Below are 20836 nucleotides of genomic sequence, written 5' to 3'. Positions count from 1 at the left end.
GGTTCTACAGCTCCTCCACGCGCCGGATCAGCACCGGCAGCAGCCAGGTCCCGAGCACGCCCAGCCGGGCGCCCGCCTCGGCCTGTTTGTCGGTCAGGTAACGGACGGCGAGGTCGACCAGGTAGAGCAGGGCGGTGATCTCGCGGGCCACCGGCGCCACCCCGAACGGGGAGAGCAGCTCGTCGGCCCGCTGCACGGTCGCCTCGACCGCGGCCCGGGCGTCGCCGGTGGACTGGATACGTTTCTGCAGCTCGTGATGGATGGCGTCGAAGCCGGCCGGCACCCCGGTGGCGAACCGCTCCCAATCCCACACGAGCAGGCCGTCGGCCAGGTTCGCCATGTTCCAGGGGGCCCAGTCACCGTGCCAGGCGCCGTACCGCAGGGCCGTCTCGCCGCTGTGCGCGGCCAGCACGTCCACGGCGGCGGCCAGCGCCGCCCCCTCCGGCCGGTCGGCGACCGTTCCGAGCCGTTCCTGGAGGTCCTGCCAGTACCCGCTGCCGGTGAGCGGCCCGGTCGTGTAGCCGCGGCAGCCCGCGACGTCGAGCATGGCCGCGGTGAGCCGGCGCCGGCTGAGCGGCGCCCGCGGCAGCCAGACCGGCAGCGCCGACTGGACCAGCACCTGCATGCCCCGCCACTGGCCGGAGTGCATCACCCGGGGCACGGTCAGCTTGGTCAGGTTGCTGCCGCCGAGCGTGGTGAGCGCCGCCGTCTCCGCCTTGACCAGGCGCCGGGTCAGCGGGCCGGTGCCCAGCTTGCCGAAGGCGAAGGTGTCGCCGTCCGGGCCGAGCAGTTGCAGCACCGGCTTGCGGTTGGCCCGCGCCGGGCCGATGTGGATGCTGATCGCGAGATCACGGCGCAGCGCCTCGCTCAGGTAGCCGTCGATGCCGGCCGACAGCGGGCCGGTCACCCGGATCCGGTCCCGGAACACCAGGCCGGTGGCCCGGGCGTGCACCGCGGCGACCACGGCGCCCCGCTTGAGCCGGGCCATCCGGCTCTGCGGCTCGGCGTAGCGCCGCACGGCGGCCGCCGCGATCGCCGGCGAGTGCGTCGGCACCAGCAGCCGGGGCCGGTGCGCGTTCGGAACGACCAGGTACTCGGTGACCAGGGGACCGGGGGTGCCGTCGGTACGGCAGGGCGCGGGGTAGAGCAGGTGGAGAACCTCGGTCAGGTACTGCGTCCGCAGGGCCGCGTCCCCGGCCGTCAACTCAGCTGGAGCCGTTCTAACTGGGCTCAATCGGTTTTCCCCTCGATCCAGTTGCGCCAGAGCAGCGCATATGCCAGAACCATGAAGGCCAGAGGGGTGACCAGCGAGTTGTACCAGAGCATCGCGGAGAAGGAGGAGACGAGCGCGGCGCTCCCGGCGATCCCGATCGGGGTGCGGTCCCGGCGGAACCGCCACAGCCCGTACCCGAAGAAGCCGAGATATCCCACCGTGCCGGCCGCGCCGTGCGCGTAGAGCAGCTGCCAGAGCTGGCCGTTGCCACCCACCGTGAAGTTGCCGCACCGCTCGCAGCCGGCGCTCTCGCCGACCGCGATCGAGTTGCGCCCGCCCAGGGTGTTCCGGGTGCCGCCGTACCCGATCACCGGCGACCCGGTGAAACCGTCCAGTGCCTTGTCGACGAGGAACGACCGGACCCCGTTGGACTTGCCGTTGTCCAGCCGCGCCTGCACCGTCGTGCCCAGCGGGGTGGCGGTCAGCGCCACCGCCAGCGCGGCACCCAGCAGGGGCAGCAGGACCAGGATCCAGAGCCGGCCGGCCAGCACGTGACGCGCCGCCACGTAGACCAGCAGCACCCCGACGCCGATCCACAGGCCACGGTTGAGCGACGCCACCGCGGGCACCACCGAGACTGCCAGGCAGAGCACGGCCAGCGCCCTCCGGCCGGTACGGTGACTCGCCCACGCGGCCACCACCAGCCACGGCGCCAGCAGGCAGAAGTTGTTGCCCCAGGTGTTCGTGTAGCCCCACGGGGCGGCCGGGCGCGGCTTCTCGCCGCCGACCAGGTCCATGATCTGTGCGGCGTACGGGTGCACCAGCGACCGGACGAAACCCTTGTTGCGCACCCCGGACGGCAGCAGCCACTCCACCGGCGAGGTGAACTCGAAGTTCCCGGCCACCATGCCGAGCAGCCCGCCCAGCACGGTCACCACGAACATCCCGCCCAGCAGGCGGACCAGCCGGCGGCGGGACAGTTCGGCGTCGGTCAGGTTGCCGGCGTACACCAGAAGGACCGTGAGAGACCCGTACATCGAAAGCTTGTAGACGACGGCGACCAACCGCTCGCTCGCGCGTTCCGGAACCGTGCCGGGCGGGTCCACGCCCAGCGCGGCGATGCTGATCACCACCGCGGCCAGGAAGATCACCCACCAGATGAAGCCCGGCGGCAGCCGCAGCGTGCGGCCCGCCGAGCGTCGGCGCAGCAGCAGGAACAGCATCGGCGCGGCCATCATCGGGAAGATCAGCACGCCCAGGCCGAGCGCCCACCACAGCGGATAGAGCAGCAGGATGCCGGCCACCGGCCAGGACGGCAGCGAGCGGTTCTTGGTGGAGGTCCCGGGCGCGGTCCCGGCGTGCGCTACCGCCGCGACCGCGGTCACTTGTCGTCGCCGTCCGCGGCGCCCGCGCTGGAGAGGTCGATGATCGCGGTGGCCTCCTGGTTCTCGGTGCCACCCGGGCGCTGCCGGCCGGCGAAGGACAGCTGCTGGGTCTGGCCCTCCTCCGGCGCGTCCCGGACGTCCGGCACCGGCAGGGAGACGGCCGGCTCGGCCGGCTCGCTCGGGCGCACCACGACGAGCCGGGGCAGCACCACGGCGCCGAGCAGCCGGGTGCCCACCCGCTGGAGCTGGTCGGTGGCGTCGAGCAGGGCCGGGCGCTGGGACCGGTGCAGCTCCACCGCCAGGATCGCCGCGTCGGCCAGGCTCGCCAGGCTCTGCGCGTCGGCGCTGCTGCTGGTCGACGGGGCCTCGATGACCACGTACCCGCTCTGCTTGCGCAGCGCCTGGAGGGTGTCGCGGAGCCGCTGCGACTGCATCAGCCCGGCCGCGGTGGCCGTGCCACCCGTGGTGATCACCCGCAGCGACGGGATCCGCGGGGTCCGTTGCAGGACGCGGGGCAGGGCGACCCGCCCGGCGAGCAGGTCGGAGAGGCCGGGCATGGCCGAGACCCCGAACATCCGCGCCAGCGGCGCGGCATCGATCACGCTGTCCGGCAGGTGCGCGCCGATCAGCACGACCTCACTTCCGGTACGCGCGAGCGCCGCCGCCAGGTTCGCGGCGACCAGGGTGCTGGCCGAACCCCGGCTGGTCCCGGTCACCACGATGATCTGGTCGCGTTCACCCAGGCTGGCCAGCACCTCGTTGCGCAGCCGGTTGAAGACCCGCCCGCCCGGCCCGTACGGCTGGAGGACGTCGTCGAAGTGCGGCGTGCTGCGCTCGTCCAGCGCGGCCAGCACCGGCACCCGGCCCCGGTCCCGTACGTCGTTCGGGTTGACCAGCCGCCGGTCGAACCGTTCCCGCAGGTATGCCAGGGACAGCCCGAGCAGCAGACCGAGCATGCCGCCGGTACCCACGTTGAGCAGCGTGTTCGGGCTGCTCGGGGTGTCCGGCAGGCGGGAGTCGCTGATGATGCTGCCGCCGCCGACCATGGTGGTGGTCAGCTCGTTGAGCCGCCCGGTCAGCGAGTTCAGCTGGTTCTGCGAGTTGTTCCGCAGGCTCTGCAGGTTGCCGGCGGTCGGGCTGTCCTTCGACGCGATCGCCAGTTTCGCGTTGATCCCGGCCAGCACCGTGGTGAGCTGTCGCACCTTGAGGCTGAGCGACTTGATCTGCTTGTCCAGCTGGGCCCGGGCGCTCTCCTCCCGGTTACGCAGGTAGGCCTCGGCGAACGCGTGCGACCCGGCCTGCGCCTTCCGCGGATCGTCCGACCGGAAGGTGATCACCAGGACCGTGGTGTTCGCCGGCACCTGCACCGACACCGACTTGGCCAGCTCGATCGGCGACTGGTCGGTGCGCAGCAGGGTGGCCGCCTTGACCGCGACCGCCCCGGAGCCGACCAGCTGCGCCTCGGTGTCCAGGTTGACCGTACCCTTGGTCCGGCCGCCCTGCGCGTTGGTGTCCTGCCCGACCGGCTCCACCAGCACCGACGCCGAGGACTCGAAGACCTTCGGCATGGCCTGTGTCAGCACCGCGCCGCCACCCAGGCCGGCACCCGTGGCCACCAGGGCGATCCACCAGTGGCGGCGGAAGGCACCCAGGTAGTGCGAGAGATCGGACGAGGGGCGAGACGGTTCCATCAGTCTTCGGCGGCCCTTCCGGGAGAGGAGTGTGCGTGTCAGCTTTGGGCGTTTCGCCCCAGACTGACAACGCCACACTCCCGCCGTGAGTGATGGCTACGAGAGTTTCGGCTCCACCCAACCGCTCTCGACCAGGTAACCGAGGACCATCTCGACCGCCTCGGCGACGGTCATCGTGGTGGTGTCGACGGTCAGTTCGGCGTCGGTCGGCTCCTCGTACGGGTCGTCGATCCCGGTCATCCCGCGCAGCTGGCCGGCGCGGGCCCGCGCGTACAGGCCCTTGCGGTCCCGGCTCTCGCACACCTCCAGCGGCGTGGCCACGTGCACCAGGATGAACCCGGCCCCGGCCTCCACCGCCATCTTCCGGGCCGCCGCCCGGGCCGCCTCGTAGGGTGCGATCGGGCAGGCCACCGCCATGCCCCGGTGCCGGCCCACCTCGGCGGCGACCCAGCCGATCCGGCGGACGTTGCGGTCCCGGTCGGCCTTGCTGAAGCCCAGCCCGGCGGTCAGCTCACGGCGAACCACGTCGCCGTCGAGCAGCGTCACGGTCCGGTCGCCGGTCTCCCGGAGCGCGTCGGCCAGGTTCCGGGCGATGGTCGACTTGCCGGAGCCGGACAGGCCGGTGAAGAAGACCACCAGACCGCGTTGCCGGCGCGGCGGCCGCACCCGGGACAGCTCCTTGGCGACGGCCGGCGGGGTGTGCCATTCGGGCAGCGGGAAACCGCGGTCCAGCAGGTCGTCGATCTCGGCCGGGGACATCGCCAGGCGCCGGTTGCGCGGCGGGATGTCGTCGCGCCAGCGCCACTGGCCGTCCCGGTTGTCGTAGGCCAGCTCACGCGGCAGCAGGACCCGCAGACCCGCGCCGGACAGCGAGTCACCGGTCGACAGGACGTGCGTCACCCCGTACGCCCGGGCCACCCGCGCCCGCAGCAGCGCGTCGCGCATCTCGTCGCCCCGGGTGAGCAGCGGAACCGCGACCACGGTGGCCGGGGGCATCCGGTCACGGGCCGCGAAGATCGAGCGCACCAGCGCCTCCGGCGGCAGGCCGTCCGGGCCCGGCCCGCTCACCGGGATCAGGATCAGGAGATGAGCGGCCAGGGTGCGGGCGGCGTGCGCGATCTGGGCGAGCTGCGGCCGGTGCAGCGGCCGGTCGGCGATCACCCCGAGCACCCGGCCCGGTGGGAGCAGCGCCCGGACCTCCTCCGGCATGCGCCGCAGCCGCTGGAACGGGCCGTGGCCGCCGTCACCCATCCGGCGCACCGGACCGCCGATGCCGAACCGGTTCTCCCCGGTCCGCCACATGTCGGTCACCTCGATGGCGGCGACCGGGGCACCCTCCGGGTCGGTCAGCACCAGGGTCCGCCGGGCCGGATCGGCCGGGTCCAGTGCCGACGCCACCTCGCCGGGAATCTCGCAGGTCACCGGCACCGGCCAGGACGCGCCGTCGGCCAGCCGGCCGCGGCGGGCCAGCGAGGCCAGGTCGGCGCGGCCCAGGAAACCGGTCAGCGGCGCGTAGGCGCCGGAGAGCAGCAACTCGAGGTCCGCCAGCTCGTAGGGGCGCGGGGTGAAGGAGGGAGCGTCCCGGAGCACGTCCTCGGGCAGTACCGAACCATTCACTTCGAATCCCCCTGCAGGTATTTGGGGGACAGTTTCGCAGCCTCGATCCCACCGGTCGAGTCGGGATCTCGGTCTTCCCTCACTCGGTACGAATGCCACATATAGCAATCTCAGTGCAAAACCGCTTTTTACTGGACAAACATGCTTGATCGTCTGATACTCGGCCTTTGTGAGACAGACCCGATCCCGACTACTGCACCTCGCCGCACTGACCACGGCCTTCACGATGTCAGTGACCGCGACGCTCTCCTGGGCGTGGACCGGTGGCGCCGACCGGCTCGGCATCCCGTCGTACCGGCCGCCGGTCTCCGCCCTGCCGGACCTGCCCGGGCCGTCCCGCCTCGTGCCGGTGGGGCACCGCTTCGAGTCGGGGCCGGACCGGACGTGCCGTACCGGGGCCAGGCTGGTGCCGACCTGCGGGATCCTGTGGGGCGTGGCGCCGGGGGCACACACCGAGGCACAGGGCCTGCGGGCGCTCACCGAGTTCGAGCGCAAGACCGGGCGGCATCAGGCGGTCTTCCACGGCTACCACAAGGGCACCCGGCAGCTGTTCCCGACCGAGCAGGAGATCCGGATCGCCCGTGAGCCGGGGCGCAAGCGGATCCTGCTGCTCAACTGGAAGCCGGAGACCACCACCTGGGCGCGGATCGCGCGCGGGGACCGGCGTACCGACGACTTCCTGGACCGCCTCGCCGCGCACCTGCGGGAGAACTTCCGGGAGCGGTTCTTCTTCGCGATCCACCACGAGGCCGAGGACCAGGTACGCGAACGGGTCGGCTCCGGCTACACGGCCCGTGACTACGCCGCCATGTTCCGGCACGTGGTGAAGCGGCTGCGGGCCAAGGGCGCCACCAACGTGGTGACCGTTCTGGTGCACATGGCCTACGTCCCGCACACCACCAAGAGCTGGTTCCAGCACATGTACCCCGGCGACGAGGTGGTCGACTGGATCGGCTTCGACACCTACTCCTACAGCGACCCCGGCTACGGCCACGGCGACTTCGCCGAGCTGCTCAACCGCCGTTCGGCGAGCAAACCCGGCTGGCCCGGCTTCTACAACTGGGTCCGCGGGCGCCACCCGGACAAGCCGCTGATGGTGGCCGAGTGGGGCGTCTGGTTCTCCGAGCGCAACCCGGGCCACATGGCCGAGTTCTATCGCGAGGTGGGAGAGCAGATCGGCCGCTTCCCCGGCATCAAGGCGATGGTGCACTTCGAGACCCCGGCCAACCACAAGGGCCAGGACTCGTCGGTGGACAGCACCCCGGCGGCGCTGCGCGAATACCGTCGTCTCGGCCGGCTTCCGGTGTTCCAGGTGTCAGTAAACTGAGAGCCGGCTGAGAGACCCGGAGAGGGGCTCAGGGGTTTTCCCGATCCATCGAGGTGCGCCGCCTTCATAGGCTGACCCCGTGACCATCATCGTTACGGACGGGCTGACCAAGACGTACGGCGGCGGGGTGACCGCCCTCGCGGACCTCACCGTCGCGGTCGATGCCGGCGTCATCGGGCTCGTCGGCGCCAACGGCGCCGGCAAGAGCACCTTCATCAAAATCATGCTGGGGCTGGTGCCGCCCTCCGGCGGCACCGTCCGGGTCTTCGATCTCGACCCCGTCACGCAGACCGATCAGGTCCGCGCCCGTGTCGGCTACATGCCGGAGAACGACTGCCTGCCGCCCGACGTGTCGGCCGCCGAGTTCGTCACCCACCTGGGCCGCATGAGCGGGCTGCCGAAGACCGCCGCCCGGGAGCGCGCCTCCGAGGCGCTCCGGCACGTCGGCCTCTACGAGGAGCGGTACCGGCAGATCGGCGGGTACTCCACCGGCATGAAGCAGCGGGTCAAGCTGGCCCAGGCGCTCGTGCACGACCCGGACCTGCTGCTGCTCGACGAGCCCACCAACGGCCTCGACCCGGCCGGCCGCGACGCCATGCTCGCCCTGGTCCAGCGGATCGGCACCGAGTTCGGCATCTCCGTGGTGGTCTGCTCCCACCTGCTCGGCGAGGTCGAACGGATCTGCGACTCGCTCATCGCCATCGAGGGCGGCCGGCTGCTGCGCGCCGACCGGATCTCGTCGATGACCGCCGCCTCCGACGTGCTCGCGGTCGAGGTCGCCGACGGCACCGACGAACTCGCCGCCGCGCTCGCCGAGATGGGCATGGAGGTCAGCCGGGACGGCCGGATGCTCCTCGTGCCGATGGAGTCGGAGACCGCGTACGACCGCATCCTGCGGGCCGTCACCGACCTCGACCTCAACCTGCACCGCCTCGACCAGCGCCGGCACCGTGTCGCCGAGCTCTTCACCACGAAGGAGACCGCCGATGTCTGAGGCCGGCGTCATCCATGACATCGGATACCAGCGGTACGACGGACCCCGTCTGGGCCGCTTCGCCATGCAGCAGGCGCTCTACGTGCACGGGCTGCGCGCGGCGTACGGGCTGGGCCGCTCCGCCAAGGCGAAGATCTTCCCCTGGCTCGTCTTCGGCATCATGCTGCTGGTCGCGGTGATCGTGGCCGCGGTCCGGTCCACCATCGGCGAGGTGATCTTCACCTACAGCCAGTTCGCCGACCAGATGAGCTTCCTGATCATCTTCTTCGTGGCGATCGTGGCGCCGCAGCTGGTCTCCCGTGATCTGCGGTCCGGCACCCTGCCGCTCTACTTCAGCCGGCCGCTGCGCGCCGCCGACTACGTGGCCGCGAAGTACGCCGCCCTGGCCAGCGCCATCTGGCTGCTGCTCGGCGTGCCGCAGTTCATCATGTTCCTCGGCGCCGCGTTCACCACCAAGACCGGCTTCAAGGGCGTGTGGAACGAGGTCCTCGACCTGGTCCCCGGCTGGGGCTACAGCCTGCTGTGGGCGCTGATGTTCGCCGGCATCGGCCTGCTGATCGCCTCCCTCACCGGCAAGCAGGCGTTCGCGGCCGGCGGCATCGTCGCGGTCTTCCTGATGACCGCCCCGATCGTCGGCGTCCTCGCCTCCCTGCCCTCCACCACCGCCAACAGCCTGGCCGGACTGGCCAGCCCGATGACGCTGATCGCCGGCATCAACCAGTGGGTCAGCGGCGCCGAGGGCACCGGCCTCGACCTCGGCCGGTTCGGCCCGGTCTACGCCATCGAGGCGTTCTGCCTGATCGCCTCCTGCCTCCTGCTCCTGCTGGCCCGCTACCGGAAGGTGGCCTCGCTGTGACCGCCCAGACCATCCCGGCCGAGACACCCGCCGCCACCACCGGCGTGGTCGATCTGGTCAACGTCTCCCGCTGGTACGGCAACGTGGTGGCGGTCAACGACATCACCATGTCGCTGAGCCCCGGCGTCACCGGCCTGCTCGGGCCCAACGGCGCCGGCAAGACCACCGTGCTGCACATGATGGCCGGCTTCCTCGCCCCCTCCCGGGGCCTGGTGACCATCGACGGCAAGCCCACCTGGCGCAACCCGGCCGTCTACCGCGACCTCGGCCTGGTCACCGAGCGCGAGGCGGTGCACGGCTTCCTGACCGCCCGCCAGTTCGTGACCGCCTGCGCGAAGATGCAGAAGCTCAAGGACCCGGAGGGCGCCGCCCAGCGGGCCCTGGAACTGGTCGAGATGACCGGCGCCGCCGAACGCCGCATCGAGACGTTCTCCAAGGGCATGCGGCAGCGCACCCGGGTCGCCGCCGCACTGGTCCACGAGCCCCGCGTCCTGCTGCTGGACGAGCCGTTCAACGGCATGGACCCGCGCCAGCGGATGCACATGATGGAACTGCTGCACGCGCTCGGCGACCGCGGCCACACCATCCTGTTCAGCTCGCACATCCTGGAGGAGGTCGAGCAGGTCGCCGGCCTGGTCCAGGTCATCGTGGCGGGCCGGCTCGCCGCCTCCGGCGACTACCGCAAGATCCGCCGGCTGATGACCAACCGGCCGCACGTCTTCGCCGTGCGCAGCTCCGACGACCGCCGGCTGGCCGTCGCGCTGATGGCCGAGAAGTCGGTCGCCGGCATCGAGATCGAGGCCACCGGCTTGACCGTTCGCGCCTCCGACTACGGCAGCTTCACCCGCGTGCTGCCCCGCATCGCACTCGACCAGGGGATCCGCCTGCACCAGCTGGTGCCGTCCGACGAGTCCCTGGAGAGCGTCTTCTCCTACCTGCTGGAGGGCTGATGTCCACGGTCGCTTTCATCACCGCGCGCGGCCTGTTCGGCCGCCGCCGGGCGCTGCTGCTCCTGCCGCTGCCGATCCTGCTGGTCGGTCTGGCCCTGCTCTGCCGGATGTACGACGTGTCGCCCGACATGTGGGGCCAGGCGGTGATCGTCGCGCTGGGTCTCGCCGTGGTGCTGCCGGTCGTCGCCCTGATCGTCGGCACCGGCGTCCTCGGCTCCGAGGTCGACGACGGCACCATCGTGCACATCCTCACCAAGCCGCTGGCCCGCCGCGACATCATCCTCGCGAAGTACGCCGTGGCCGCCTCGGTCACCACGGTGGTCTCGGCCGTACCCCTGTTCGTCACCGGCGTCCTGGCCGGCTCGGCGAAGCTCGGTGGCGCCCTGGCCGTCGCCGCGACCGTCGGCGCCTTCGCCTACTCCGCCCTGTTCCTGCTGTTCAGCCTGATCAGCCGCCGCCCGGTGCTGGTCGGCCTGGTCTACATCCTGGTCTGGGAGGGCCTGCTCGGAAACTTCGTGAGCGGCACCAAGAACCTGGCCATCGGCCAGTACGTCATCGCCATCACCGACGAGATCGCCCCGAACGGCATGATGCAGACCCCGGTCACCCTCACCACGGCCATCGTGATGAGCGCGATCTTCACGATCGCCGGCACCGTCTTCGCCATCAACCGCCTCGGCTCCTTCAGCCTGGCCGGCGAAACCAGCTGACCAACGCCCACGACGAAGGGCCTTCCCCGTTCGGGGAAGGCCCTTCCCGTAGTTGGCGCAAGACAACTAGTCTGTTGCTGGACGGTCGGGGATCCTCAGGGCGGGATGCGTTGAACAAGAACGTTCACCAAGGGTTGCACGGTGAGGGGTTCATTCATGCACTGGCGTGTGCGGGTGGCTTCACCACTGGTCGCGTCCGCTGGCGTGGTGTAAGAGGCGGCCAGCGCTGATCCGTGTGTGTTGATCTTATGCGGCGATTGCGGTCGTTTCGATGATTCCGGTGTCGTGTCCGTCGGTGTTGATACTGGTCAGGCGTGCTTTGGCGAGGATTTCGAGGCCCATGTAGCGGCGGCCTTCGACCCATTCGTCGGTCTGTTCGGCCAGGACCGCGCCGACGAGGCGGATGATCGCGGCCCGGTTCGGGAAGATCCCGACGACGTCGGTGCGGCGGCGGATCTCCTTGTTCAGCCGTTCCTGCGGGTTGTTCGACCAGATCTGGCGCCACAGCTCGCGGGGGAACGCGGTGAAGGCCAGCAGGTCGGCGCGGGCGTCGTCGAGGTGTTCGGCAGCGGCCGGGAACTTCTCGGTGATGCTGTCCAAGACGCGGTCGAACTGCTGGCTGACCGCGACGGCGTCGGGTTGGTCGAAGATCGTGCGGACCAGGGTGGCCACCCACGGCTGCGCGCTCTTCGGGACGCGTGAGAGAAGGTTTCGCAGGTAGTGAGTGCGACATCTCTGCCACTGCGCGCCGGGCAGCGCGGCGCCGATCGCGCTGACGAGGCCGCGGTGGGCATCGGAGATCACGAGCCGGACGCCGGACAGGCCGCGGGCGGTCAAGCCGCGCAGGAAGGCCAGCCAGCCGGCACCGTCCTCGTCACTGGCGACGTCAAGGCCGAGGACCTCACGGCCGCCGTCGGCGTTGACGCCGACCGCGACCAGGGCGTGCACGTTGACCGTGCGGCCGTGTTCGCGGACCTTGATGACCAGGGCGTCGGTCCACACAAACGTGTACGGGCCTTGGTCGAGGGGCCGGTTGCGAAACGCCTCGACCTGGGCATCGAGGTGCCGGGCCATCTCCGAGACCTGGCTCTTAGACAGCTGTTTGACGCCGAGTTGCTCCACCAGGCGTTCCATCCGCCGGGTCGACACCCCGAGCAGGTAGCTGGTGGCCACCACACTGACCAGGGCCTGCTCGGCCCGGCGCCGGTGCTGCAGCAGCCAGTCCGGGAAATACGAACCGGACCGCAGCTTCGGGACCGCCAGCTCGATCGTGCCGGCCCGGGTATCCCACTCGCGCTGCCGATAGCCGTTACGCGAGTTGGTCCGCTCAGGCGTGCGTTCGCCGTAGCCGGCACCACACAGAGCATCAGCCTCGGCGGACATCAACGCGTCGGCGAACGTCTTGACCAGGGACTGCAGCAGATCAGGGCTCGCCGATTCCAAATGCGCGCCCAGCAACCCGGCAAGGTCCAAACTCGGTTCTGCGGCCATCGCAGGTCTCTCCTTCGTGATCTTCAATCAATCCGAAGGATCTGCGGTGGCCGCCTCTTTCGTCCTGGAAGTCCAGTTCATACACCACTTCGGTGGACGTGACCTCACCACTTCCAAGATGAACCTGGACATCGACGGTGTCGACTGGCAGATCGCATGCCCTGGCCCGCGCGGGACGACCCGCTCGCCCAAGATCGAGGTTCAGGTGAAGACCTCGGCTGAGATCGAGGTCAGGGATGGCAGGATTCGCCATCGGCTGCTGGTCCCGCACTTCAACCACCTGGCAGGCCCGGGTTTTCAGATTCCCCGCTTCCTTGCCTTGGTCTCGGTGCCGGCTGATGCCGCCGAGTACGCGGTCTGCACGGATGCGCACATGACGCTCTCGACCGCCGCATACTGGCTTTCGCTGGCGGACCAGGATCTTCGTCCCATGGGTGAAGGGCAGCCGGGCAGCGTGGTGGTCGAGGTTCCATTGCGGAACCTGTTGACCGTGACGACTCTTCGGCATTTGCTGGACGGCGACCTGGAAGGGGCGGCGCAATGATTCAGGCCCGAGTCACCGACCGTGACGCACTGGCCGCCAGGTCGCCCTCCGAGTTGGCGATGTATCTCCGGGCCAATGCCTGGGCGATTCGTGATCGAGGCAGGGGCGGGATCGTCTGGATCAAAACGATCGGTGCTGACGAGTTCGAGGTGCTGCAACCGCACGACCTGGCTCTGCGGGATTATCCGTCCCGAGTCCGGGACCTGTTGTCCGTGCTTGCGGTGGCCGAGGAGCGCTCGGAATTGGAGGTACTGGCGGACATCACTGATGTGTCGAGGGATGTGCATTCAATTCGGATGTTTCCCGCGGATCACGGCCCGGGGCTCATCGGCCTCGATGACGGGGTGCAGGCTTATGAAAGCCTGCGGAATCTGGTCGTGGCCGCCGCGTATTCGGTTGGCGCGGAGCAGCCGCGTGCGGTGCAACCGGCCCGGAAGCCGACGGAAGTGTTGAGGTTCCTACGGGAGGTCGCGATCGGCGCGCCGGCTGAGGGCAGTTTCGTGCTGTCGGTGCACACGCCGATTCCGCCGCGGCTTTCCGGACAACCGTCGCTGTTCGACGACGATGTCGCAGATGCGCTCGAACCTGCGGAGCCGTTCGAACGTCGGGTCTCATTGCAGCTCTACGACGCCGTGCGGGCCGCGAACGACGCGGCGAATGATGCTCTGGTCTCGCCCGATGGTCTCGATGTCTTCACCGATGCGGTTTCCCGTGGCGTGAGCGCCAATCTCTGCGAGGCTCTGGTGGGTTTGGGTGGGGAGACCGGCTTTCCCTTCGAGTTGAGCATGCGGCTCGCGGTTGCGCGCCCGTTGCGCGCCCGTGCATTCGAACCGATCCGTTTCCGGCGTGACCACCTGCCGGTGTTGGCATCAGCGGCTCAGGAGTTGCGCGAGAGGATCGCGGATGAGGGAGTCCTGGTCGTCGGCAATGTCGTCCGGTTGCACCGAGAGGGAGCGGGGCCAGGCGAGATCAGCATCGCCGGGGCGGTAGAGGGTGAAGACCGGCTGCGCCGTGTGTGGATGACGCTCGGCGAAGGGGACTATGCCCAAGCCACGCTGGCACATCAGGAGATGCGGTCGGTTGCTGTCCGCGGAGACCTGGTGCGACGGGGAACCCGTCTACATCTGATGAACCCGTCAGCGTTCCAACTCGCGATCGATCGTGATGAGTACGGGTGATCCGGTGCCACAAGTCCTGTGGGAGTGGGACGGCGATATGACCGCTGGCGGGCGGGGGCCGGAAAGTCGCCGCCCCGTGGGCGGCGAAGGGCGGGGGAGCCCCGGTGGGGGGGGGCGGCGCTCCGACCGCCCGGGGGGGGGGGGCCCCCCCCTGGCCCCCGCCCGCTTCGCGTCATACGGAAGGGTCAGCCGGTGTTGCGCATGCCGGCGGCGATGCCGTTGACCGTGGTGAGCAGGGCGCGTTCCAGGGCCGTCGAGTCGGACGGGCCGCGGCGGGCGCCCGGGGCGGTCGGCATCTGGCGGCCCGCGTCGCCCAGGTCGCGGTACTGGCGGAGCAGGGCGACCTGGAGGTGGTGCAGCGGCTCCAGGTAGGTGTCGCGGACGCCCAGGGTGCGGGAGAGTTCCGGCTGGGAGGAGAGGATCTCGGTGCCGCCGGTGATCGCCAGGACCTCCTGGACGGTCAGGGCGTACTCCTGCTCGATCTTCGTGAAGATCGGGTGCAGCTCCTCGGGGACCAGGGTCTCCACGTAGCGGCGGGCGATCGACAGGTCGGTCTTGGCCAGCATCATCTCGACGTTCGACAGGAACGTACGGAAGAACTGCCAGTGCTCGTGCATGGCGTCGAGTTCGGCGCCGAGGCCGGCGGCGCGGACCGCGGCCAGGCCGGTGCCGACACCGAACCAGCCGGGAACGATCTGCCGGGTCTGGGTCCAGCCGAACACCCACGGGATGGCCCGCAGGCCGCTCAGGCCGGCGTCCGCGTTGGGACGCTTGGCCGGGCGGGAGCCGATGTTCAGCGCGCCGAGCAGCTCGGTCGGGGTGGCGGCCCAGAAGTAGGCGGCCAGGTCCGGGTCCTCGACGAGCGAGCGGTACCGGGTGAACGCCGCGTCCGACGCGGTGTCCATGACCGAGTCCCACACGATGAGGCGTTCCGGGTCGACCGACAGCGTGGTGTGCAGCAGGGTGGCCTGGAGCACGGCCGCGACGGTCAGTTCCAGGTTCTCCCGGGCGAGTGACGGGAGCGTGTACTTGTCGGAGATGACCTCGCCCTGCTCGGTCACCTTGATCGCGCCGTCCAGGGTGCCGTACGGCTGGGCCAGGATCGCCTCGTGGGTGGGGCCGCCACCCCGGCCGACGGTGCCACCGCGGCCGTGGAAGAGGCGCAGCCGCACACCGTGCCGGGCCGCCACGTCACGCAGCGCCCGCTGCGCCTTGTGGATGCGCCACTGGCTGGTGGTGATGCCGGCCTCCTTGTTGGAGTCCGAGTACCCGAGCATGACCTCCTGGATGTCGCCGCGGGCGCGGACGATCTCCCGGTACGCCGGGGCGGAGAGCATCTCGTCCAGCAGGTCGCCGCCGGCGTCCAGTTCGGCCGGGGTCTCCAGCAGCGGCACGATGCCGATCTGGGCCCGCCCGGTGTGGATGTCGACGAGGCCGGCCTCGCGGGCCAGCAGGGCGGCGGCCAGCACGTCGTCGACGCCGAGGGTCATCGAGATGATGTACGACTCGACGACCTCGTCACCGAAGCGCGCCTGCGACTCCCGGATCGTGTGGAACACGTCGAAGGTCTTGCGGGCCGACTCGGTGAGCGGCGTGTCGGCGCTGGAGAGCGGCCGCCGTCCGGTCAGCTCGGTGGCGAGCAGCTTGGTGCGCTGGGCCCGGTCCAGAGCGGCGTAGTCGTCGACCTCGCCGACCTGCGCGTACATCTGCTGGAGCACCTCGTGGTGCTTCTCGGCGTGTTCGCGGACGTCGAGGACGGCCAGCTGCATGCCGAACGCGGACGCCTTGCGGATCGCGGTGGCGACCACGCCGACGGCCGGCAGCTGCCCGGAGTTGCGGGCCAGCGAGGCACGCATCAGCTCCAGGTCGGAGATGAGCTCGCCGCTGCCCAGGTAGTCGCGGCCGGGCACGTGCGGGGTGCCGTTGATCAGCCGGGCCCGGGTGTTGGCCAGCTTCGCCTTGATCGCCCGGACCTTCAGACGGTACGGCTCCTCGGCGTTGACCCGGCGGAACCGCGGCGCCACCTCGGGCAGGTTGTCCAGGTCCTGGGCCAGGCTGGCGGACAGGTCGAGGGAGACGCCGCGCAGCCGCCGGGACACGGACAGCTCGTCGATCAGCTTGTCCATCGCCTTCTCGGTGGCCTGGATGCCGTGCTCGTGCTGGATGAGCAGCACGTCGCGGGTGACCGCCGGGGTGACGAACGGGTTGCCGTCCCGGTCGCCGCCGATCCACGAGCCGAAGGTGAGCGGCCGCGAGGTGGGCGCGGTCTCCACGCCGAGGCGGCGCAGCGTGTCGGCCAGGTCGTCGAGCACCTGCGGGGCGGCGTCCGCGTACAGGTCCTTGAGGTAGTAGACGGCGTTGCGGGCCTCGTCGGTCGGGTCCGGCCGGTCCAGGCGCAGCTCGTCGGTCTGCCAGAGCAGGTCGATCAGCTCGGCGAAACGCTTGGTGGAGGTGCTGGTGTCGGTGTCGCCGAACAGCGCGGCGGCGGCCGACTCGGCGTCCAGGGAGTCGGCGACCTGGCGCAGCTTCGACAGGATCGACCGGCGGGAGGCCTCGGTGGGGTGGGCGGTGAAGACCGGGCGGATCGCGAGGCGGCGGGCCGCGGCGGCGATCTCGTCGGCCGGGACGCCCTTCTCGGCGATCCGCTTGGCCGCCTGGTCCAGCCAGCCGCCGTTCTGCGCGCGGCGGCGGCGCAGGTCCCGGGACCGGTGCACCTGCTCGGTGATGTTGGCCAGGTGGAAGTAGGTGGAGAAGGCCCGGGCCAGCTTCGTGCCGGTGGTGATGTCCATCGCCGCGAGGCGTTCGGCGGCGGCCGGGGCGTCCTGCCGCACCAGGGCGCGGATCTCCTCGACCAGATCCAGCAGTGGCCGCCCTTCCTGGCGGGCCAGCGTCTGGCCGAGCAGCGTGCCGATCCGGCGGATGTCGGCACGTAGCGCGGCGTCGGATCCCTCTCGTTCGTCGAGTTGGGCAGGCTGCTCTGTCATCGGGGCGCTCCTTCGCTCGGATGGCTCCAGGACGGCGCTGTCCCGACTTCGCCGATGTTATCGGCGTACCCCGGTCCGGGGGTGAATTGAGTCAAGAGTCTCATGGCCCGGCGCCGGACCGTGCGCAGGTGGGTACCACTGAGCTGCGGGCGAGGCCCCGGTGACGCCGGTCGGACTAAGCTGAGGGACGCACCCCCGCCCGCGCTTTCCGGACCGGGGTCGTTCGTCGTGCCCTCAGGGGGTCTTCTTTCATGCAACTCTCCGGTCTGATTCCCGCCGCCATGCGCGACCGCGGTCTGGCCCGCGCGCGTGACCTGGCGGCCAAGGGCTTCGTCGACTCCGACTCACTGGACCTGACCGCGCCGGTCTCGCTCCGGCCGTTCGTGGTGGCGGCGGTGGCGGGCGCCGCCGACGTCGGCGGCGCGCAGCGGCCGGTCCTCGCGGTGACCGCCACCTCGCGCGAGGCCGACGACCTGGCCGACGCCCTGGGCTGCCTGATCGACCCGGCCCTGATCGCCGTCTACCCGTCCTGGGAGACGCTGCCGCACGAGCGCCTGTCGCCGCGCTCCGACACGGTCGGCCGCCGGCTCGCCGTGCTGCGGCGGCTCGCCCACCCCGGAGACACGCCGCTGCGGGTCGTCGTGGCCCCGGTCCGGTCGGTGCTCCAGCCACAGCTCAAGGGCCTCGGCGACCTGGAGCCGGTGGAGCTGGCCGGCGGCGGCGCGGCGGAGCTGGAGGAGGTCGCGCGGCGGCTGTCCGGCATGGCGTACGCCCGGGTCGACCTGGTCACCAAGCGCGGCGAGTTCGCGGTCCGTGGCGGCATCCTGGACGTCTTCCCGCCCACCGACGAGCACCCGTCCCGGGTCGAGTTCTGGGGCGACGAGGTGGAGGAGATCCGCACCTTCGCGGTCGCCGACCAGCGCACCATCGACCAGGTGCCGCGACTGTGGGCGCCGCCCTGCCGGGAGCTGCTGCTGACCCCGGCGGTGCGCGAGCGCGCCCGGGAGCTGTCCGCCCAGCATCCGGAGCTGGCCGAGATCCTCGACAAGCTGGCCGAGGGCATCCCGGTCGAGGGCATGGAGTCGCTGGCGCCGGCCCTGCTGCGCGGCACCGACAGCATGGAGCTGCTGGTCGACTGCATGCCGGCCGGCACGCACGTGCTGCTGTGCGACCCGGAGCGAATCCGTACCCGGGCGCACGACCTCACCCGTACCTCCGACGAATTTCTCGAAGCGTCCTGGGCGGCGGCCGCCGTCGGCGGCCAGGCACCGATCGACGTCGGCGCCGTCGCTTTCAAGAGCCTTGCGGATGTACGGGCACACGCGGCCGTTCTCAAGCAGCCGTGGTGGACCGTCTCGCCGTTCGGCCTCGCCACGGCCGAGTCGACGGCGGAGGCCCTGCCCTGGGAGGACGCCGCCCCGGTCGAGGTGAGCCCGGACCTCGGGGACGCCGTCGCGCTGGCCGCCCAGCCGGTCCCGCTCTACCACGGCGACACCGCGCGGCTCGCCTCCGACCTGTCCGGCTGGGTCGCTCAGGGCTGGGCCGTCGCGCTGGTCTTCGAGGGCAAGGGCACCGCTCAGCGGGCCGCCGAGCTGCTGCGCGACGCCGGTCTCGGCGTCACTCCGGTCGACTCGATCGCCGCGCCCATCGCCGACGGGCAGCTGCTGATCACCTGCGGCGGCCTGAACCACGGTTTCGTCGACGAGGCGTCCCGGCTCGCGGTGATCACCGGCAACGACATCTCCGGCGGCCGCGGCGCGTCCACGAAGGACATGCGCAAGATGCCGGCCCGGCGGCGCAACACCATCGACCCGCTGGAGCTCAAGACCGGCGACTTCGTGGTGCACGAGCAGCACGGCATCGGCCGCTACATCGAGCTGGTCCAGCGGACCGTCAACGGCGCCGACCGGGAGTACCTGGTCATCGAGTACGCGGCGTCCAAGCGCGGCCAGCCCGGCGACCGTCTCTACGTGCCCACCGACCAGCTCGACCAGCTCTCCCGCTACGTCGGCGGGGAGCAGCCCAGCCTGCACAAGATGGGCGGCGCCGACTGGCAGAAGAGCAAGGCGCGGGCCAAGAAGGCGGTCAAGGAGATCGCCGCGCAGCTCATCCAGCTGTACGCGGCACGCCAGGCCTCGCAGGGCCACGCCTTCGGGCCGGACACCCCGTGGCAGCGCGAGCTGGAGGACGCGTTCCCGTACACCGAGACGCCCGACCAGATGGCCGCCATCGTCGAGGTCAAGCACGACATGGAGTTGCAGGTCCCGATGGACCGGCTGATCTGCGGCGACGTCGGTTACGGCAAGACCGAGATCGCGGTACGGGCGGCGTTCAAGGCGGTGCAGGACGGCAAGCAGGTGGCCGTGCTGGTGCCGACGACCCTGCTCGCCCAGCAGCACTACAACACGTTCACCGAGCGGATGAGCCAGTTCCCGGTGGCGATCAAGCAGCTGTCCCGGTTCCAGACGCCGAAGGAGGCCACCCTCACCCTGGAGCAGGCCGCCGCCGGCACCGCCGACATCGTCATCGGCACGCACCGGCTGCTCTCCAAGTCGACCCGGTTCAAGAACCTCGGCCTGATCATCGTGGACGAGGAGCAGCGCTTCGGCGTCGAGCACAAGGAGCAGCTCAAGGCCCTGCGCGCGTCGGTGGACGTACTCACCATGTCGGCCACCCCGATCCCGCGGACCCTGGAGATGGCGATCACCGGCATCCGGGAGATGTCCACCATCGCCACCCCGCCGGAGGAACGCCACCCGGTCCTCACCTACGTCGGCGCCTACGACGAGAAGCAGGTCGCCGCCGCCATCCACCGTGAGCTGCTCCGCGACGGCCAGGTCTTCTACCTGCACAACCGGGTCGAGTCGATCGACCGGGCGGCGCGCAAGCTGCGCGAGCTGGTGCCCGAGGCCCGGGTCGCGGTGGCGCACGGCCAGATGAGCGAGGAGCAGCTCGAGAAGGTCATGGTCGGGTTCTGGGAGAAGGAGTTCGACGTCCTGGTCTGCACCACCATCGTCGAGTCCGGCATCGACATCCCGAACGCCAACACCCTCATCCTGGAGCGCGCCGACCTGCTCGGTCTCGCCCAGCTGCACCAGATCCGCGGCCGGGTCGGCCGGGGCCGGGAACGGGCGTACGCCTACTTCCTCTACCCCCGGGAGAAGCCGCTCACCGAGCACGCCCACGAGCGGCTGGCCACCATCGCCCAGCACACCGAACTCGGCGCCGGCATGTACGTGGCGATGAAGGACCTGGAGATCCGCGGCGCCGGCAACCTGCTCGGCGGCGAGCAGTCCGGCCACATCGAGGGCGTCGGCTTCGACCTGTACGTGCGGATGGTCGGTGAGGCGGTCGCCCAGTTCAAGGGCGAGCGGCCGGAGGAGGAACCGGAGGTCAAGATCGACCTGCCGGTGGACGCGCACCTGCCCACCGAGTACATCTCGGTCGAGCGCCTGCGCCTGGAGATGTACCGCAAGCTGGCCGAGTCCCGCGACGAGGCGCGGCTCTCCGAGGTCGTCGCCGAGATGACCGACCGGTACGGCGAACCGCCGGCCCAGGTCGCGAACCTCATCGCGGTCGCCCGGTTCCGGTTGCTGGCCCGGGCGTACGGGCTCACCGACGTGTCCATGCAGGGCAGGCACATCCGCTTCTCGCCGCTGGCCCTGCCGGACTCGAAGCAGTTGCGGCTCAAGCGCTACCACCCGGACGCCGTCTACAAGACCGGCGCCGACCAGGTCAGCGTCCCGCGGCCCAGCACCCGCCGGGTCGGTGGCGAGCCGCTGCGCGACCAGGCTCTGCTGGAGTGGTGTGCCCAGTTGCTCAAGGACGTGCTCGGCGATGTCCCGGCTGCCGCGCCGGTGGCGGGGAATCGATGAAATCGATGCGGGGCGGGGCGA

The 20836-nt window shown here is 70.6% G+C and carries 14 protein-coding genes; 8 read left to right on the top strand and 6 right to left on the bottom strand.

Annotated features, from left to right (window positions below; all coding sequences use genetic code 11):
- Positions 1 to 4 precede the first annotated feature (4 nt).
- The 4 genes from J5X75_RS11775 to cysC form a co-directional block, all read right to left on the bottom strand.
- Positions 5 to 1234 carry a hypothetical protein gene (locus J5X75_RS11775; protein WP_208467382.1) on the bottom strand — a complete coding sequence of 410 codons (1230 nt, stop codon included), beginning with the start codon at positions 1232 to 1234 and terminating at the stop codon, positions 5 to 7.
- The gene (locus J5X75_RS11770; protein WP_208467381.1) at positions 1231 to 2598 is read right to left on the bottom strand and encodes a hypothetical protein; all 1368 of its coding nucleotides are present in this window, start codon (positions 2596 to 2598) and stop codon (positions 1231 to 1233) included. Before J5X75_RS11770 ends, J5X75_RS11775 begins: the two co-directional genes overlap by 4 nt.
- On the bottom strand, positions 2595 to 4289 hold the full coding sequence (locus J5X75_RS11765; RefSeq protein WP_208467380.1) for a lipopolysaccharide biosynthesis protein: 1695 nt from the start codon (positions 4287 to 4289) through the stop codon (positions 2595 to 2597). Before J5X75_RS11765 ends, J5X75_RS11770 begins: the two co-directional genes overlap by 4 nt.
- A 96-nt stretch (positions 4290 to 4385) precedes the next feature.
- Positions 4386 to 5906: an adenylyl-sulfate kinase gene (cysC, locus tag J5X75_RS11760; RefSeq protein WP_208467379.1), complete on the bottom strand. Its 1521-nt coding sequence runs from the start codon at positions 5904 to 5906 to the stop codon at positions 4386 to 4388.
- 169 nt (positions 5907 to 6075) lie between these two features.
- Between cysC and J5X75_RS11755 the strand changes: the two genes are divergently transcribed.
- The 5 genes from J5X75_RS11755 to J5X75_RS11735 all read left to right on the top strand — a co-directional run bounded on the left by J5X75_RS11755 (position 6076) and on the right by J5X75_RS11735 (position 10743).
- The gene (locus tag J5X75_RS11755; RefSeq protein WP_307798030.1) at positions 6076 to 7233 is read left to right on the top strand and encodes a glycosyl hydrolase; all 1158 of its coding nucleotides are present in this window, start codon (positions 6076 to 6078) and stop codon (positions 7231 to 7233) included.
- 79 nt (positions 7234 to 7312) lie between these two features.
- Positions 7313 to 8227, top strand: coding sequence for an ABC transporter ATP-binding protein (locus J5X75_RS11750; RefSeq protein ID WP_208467378.1), 915 nt, complete (start codon positions 7313 to 7315; stop codon positions 8225 to 8227).
- Positions 8220 to 9083, top strand: a complete 864-nt coding sequence (locus tag J5X75_RS11745; protein ID WP_208467377.1) for an ABC transporter permease — start codon at positions 8220 to 8222, stop codon at positions 9081 to 9083. Before J5X75_RS11750 ends, J5X75_RS11745 begins: the two co-directional genes overlap by 8 nt.
- Complete coding sequence (locus tag J5X75_RS11740) at positions 9080 to 10033, top strand: ABC transporter ATP-binding protein (protein ID WP_208467376.1); 954 nt, start codon at positions 9080 to 9082, stop codon at positions 10031 to 10033. Before J5X75_RS11745 ends, J5X75_RS11740 begins: the two co-directional genes overlap by 4 nt.
- Positions 10033 to 10743: an ABC transporter permease gene (locus tag J5X75_RS11735; protein ID WP_208467375.1), complete on the top strand. Its 711-nt coding sequence runs from the start codon at positions 10033 to 10035 to the stop codon at positions 10741 to 10743. The genes J5X75_RS11740 and J5X75_RS11735 overlap by 1 nt, the downstream gene beginning before the upstream one ends.
- 246 nt (positions 10744 to 10989) lie before the next feature.
- On the opposite strand, the gene J5X75_RS11730 is transcribed toward J5X75_RS11735, so the two are convergent.
- Positions 10990 to 12234: an IS256 family transposase gene (locus J5X75_RS11730; RefSeq protein WP_208467374.1), complete on the bottom strand. Its 1245-nt coding sequence runs from the start codon at positions 12232 to 12234 to the stop codon at positions 10990 to 10992.
- Positions 12235 to 12280: 46 nt separating this feature from the next.
- Here J5X75_RS11730 and J5X75_RS11725 point away from each other — a divergent pair, with 46 nt between their 5' ends.
- Both J5X75_RS11725 and J5X75_RS11720 read left to right on the top strand, forming a co-directional pair.
- Positions 12281 to 12778, top strand: a complete 498-nt coding sequence (locus J5X75_RS11725; RefSeq protein WP_307798029.1) for a DUF4365 domain-containing protein — start codon at positions 12281 to 12283, stop codon at positions 12776 to 12778.
- Complete coding sequence (locus tag J5X75_RS11720; protein WP_208467373.1) at positions 12775 to 13956, top strand: hypothetical protein; 1182 nt, start codon at positions 12775 to 12777, stop codon at positions 13954 to 13956. Before J5X75_RS11725 ends, J5X75_RS11720 begins: the two co-directional genes overlap by 4 nt.
- Before the next feature lie 185 nt (positions 13957 to 14141).
- Here J5X75_RS11720 and ppc read toward each other — a convergent pair whose 3' ends face one another.
- Positions 14142 to 16940: a phosphoenolpyruvate carboxylase gene (ppc, locus tag J5X75_RS11715; RefSeq protein ID WP_208467372.1), complete on the bottom strand. Its 2799-nt coding sequence runs from the start codon at positions 16938 to 16940 to the stop codon at positions 14142 to 14144.
- A 251-nt stretch (positions 16941 to 17191) separates the two neighbouring features.
- Here ppc and mfd point away from each other — a divergent pair, with 251 nt between their 5' ends.
- Complete coding sequence (gene mfd / locus J5X75_RS11710) at positions 17192 to 20815, top strand: transcription-repair coupling factor (protein ID WP_208467371.1); 3624 nt, start codon at positions 17192 to 17194, stop codon at positions 20813 to 20815.
- Positions 20816 to 20836 lie beyond the last annotated feature (21 nt).

This window comes from Actinoplanes flavus (assembly GCF_017592555.1).
Lineage (GTDB): Bacteria > Actinomycetota > Actinomycetes > Mycobacteriales > Micromonosporaceae > Actinoplanes > Actinoplanes flavus.
Note: the sequence above shows the minus strand (reverse complement) of the source record. Positions and strands in the feature narration are given on the sequence as shown.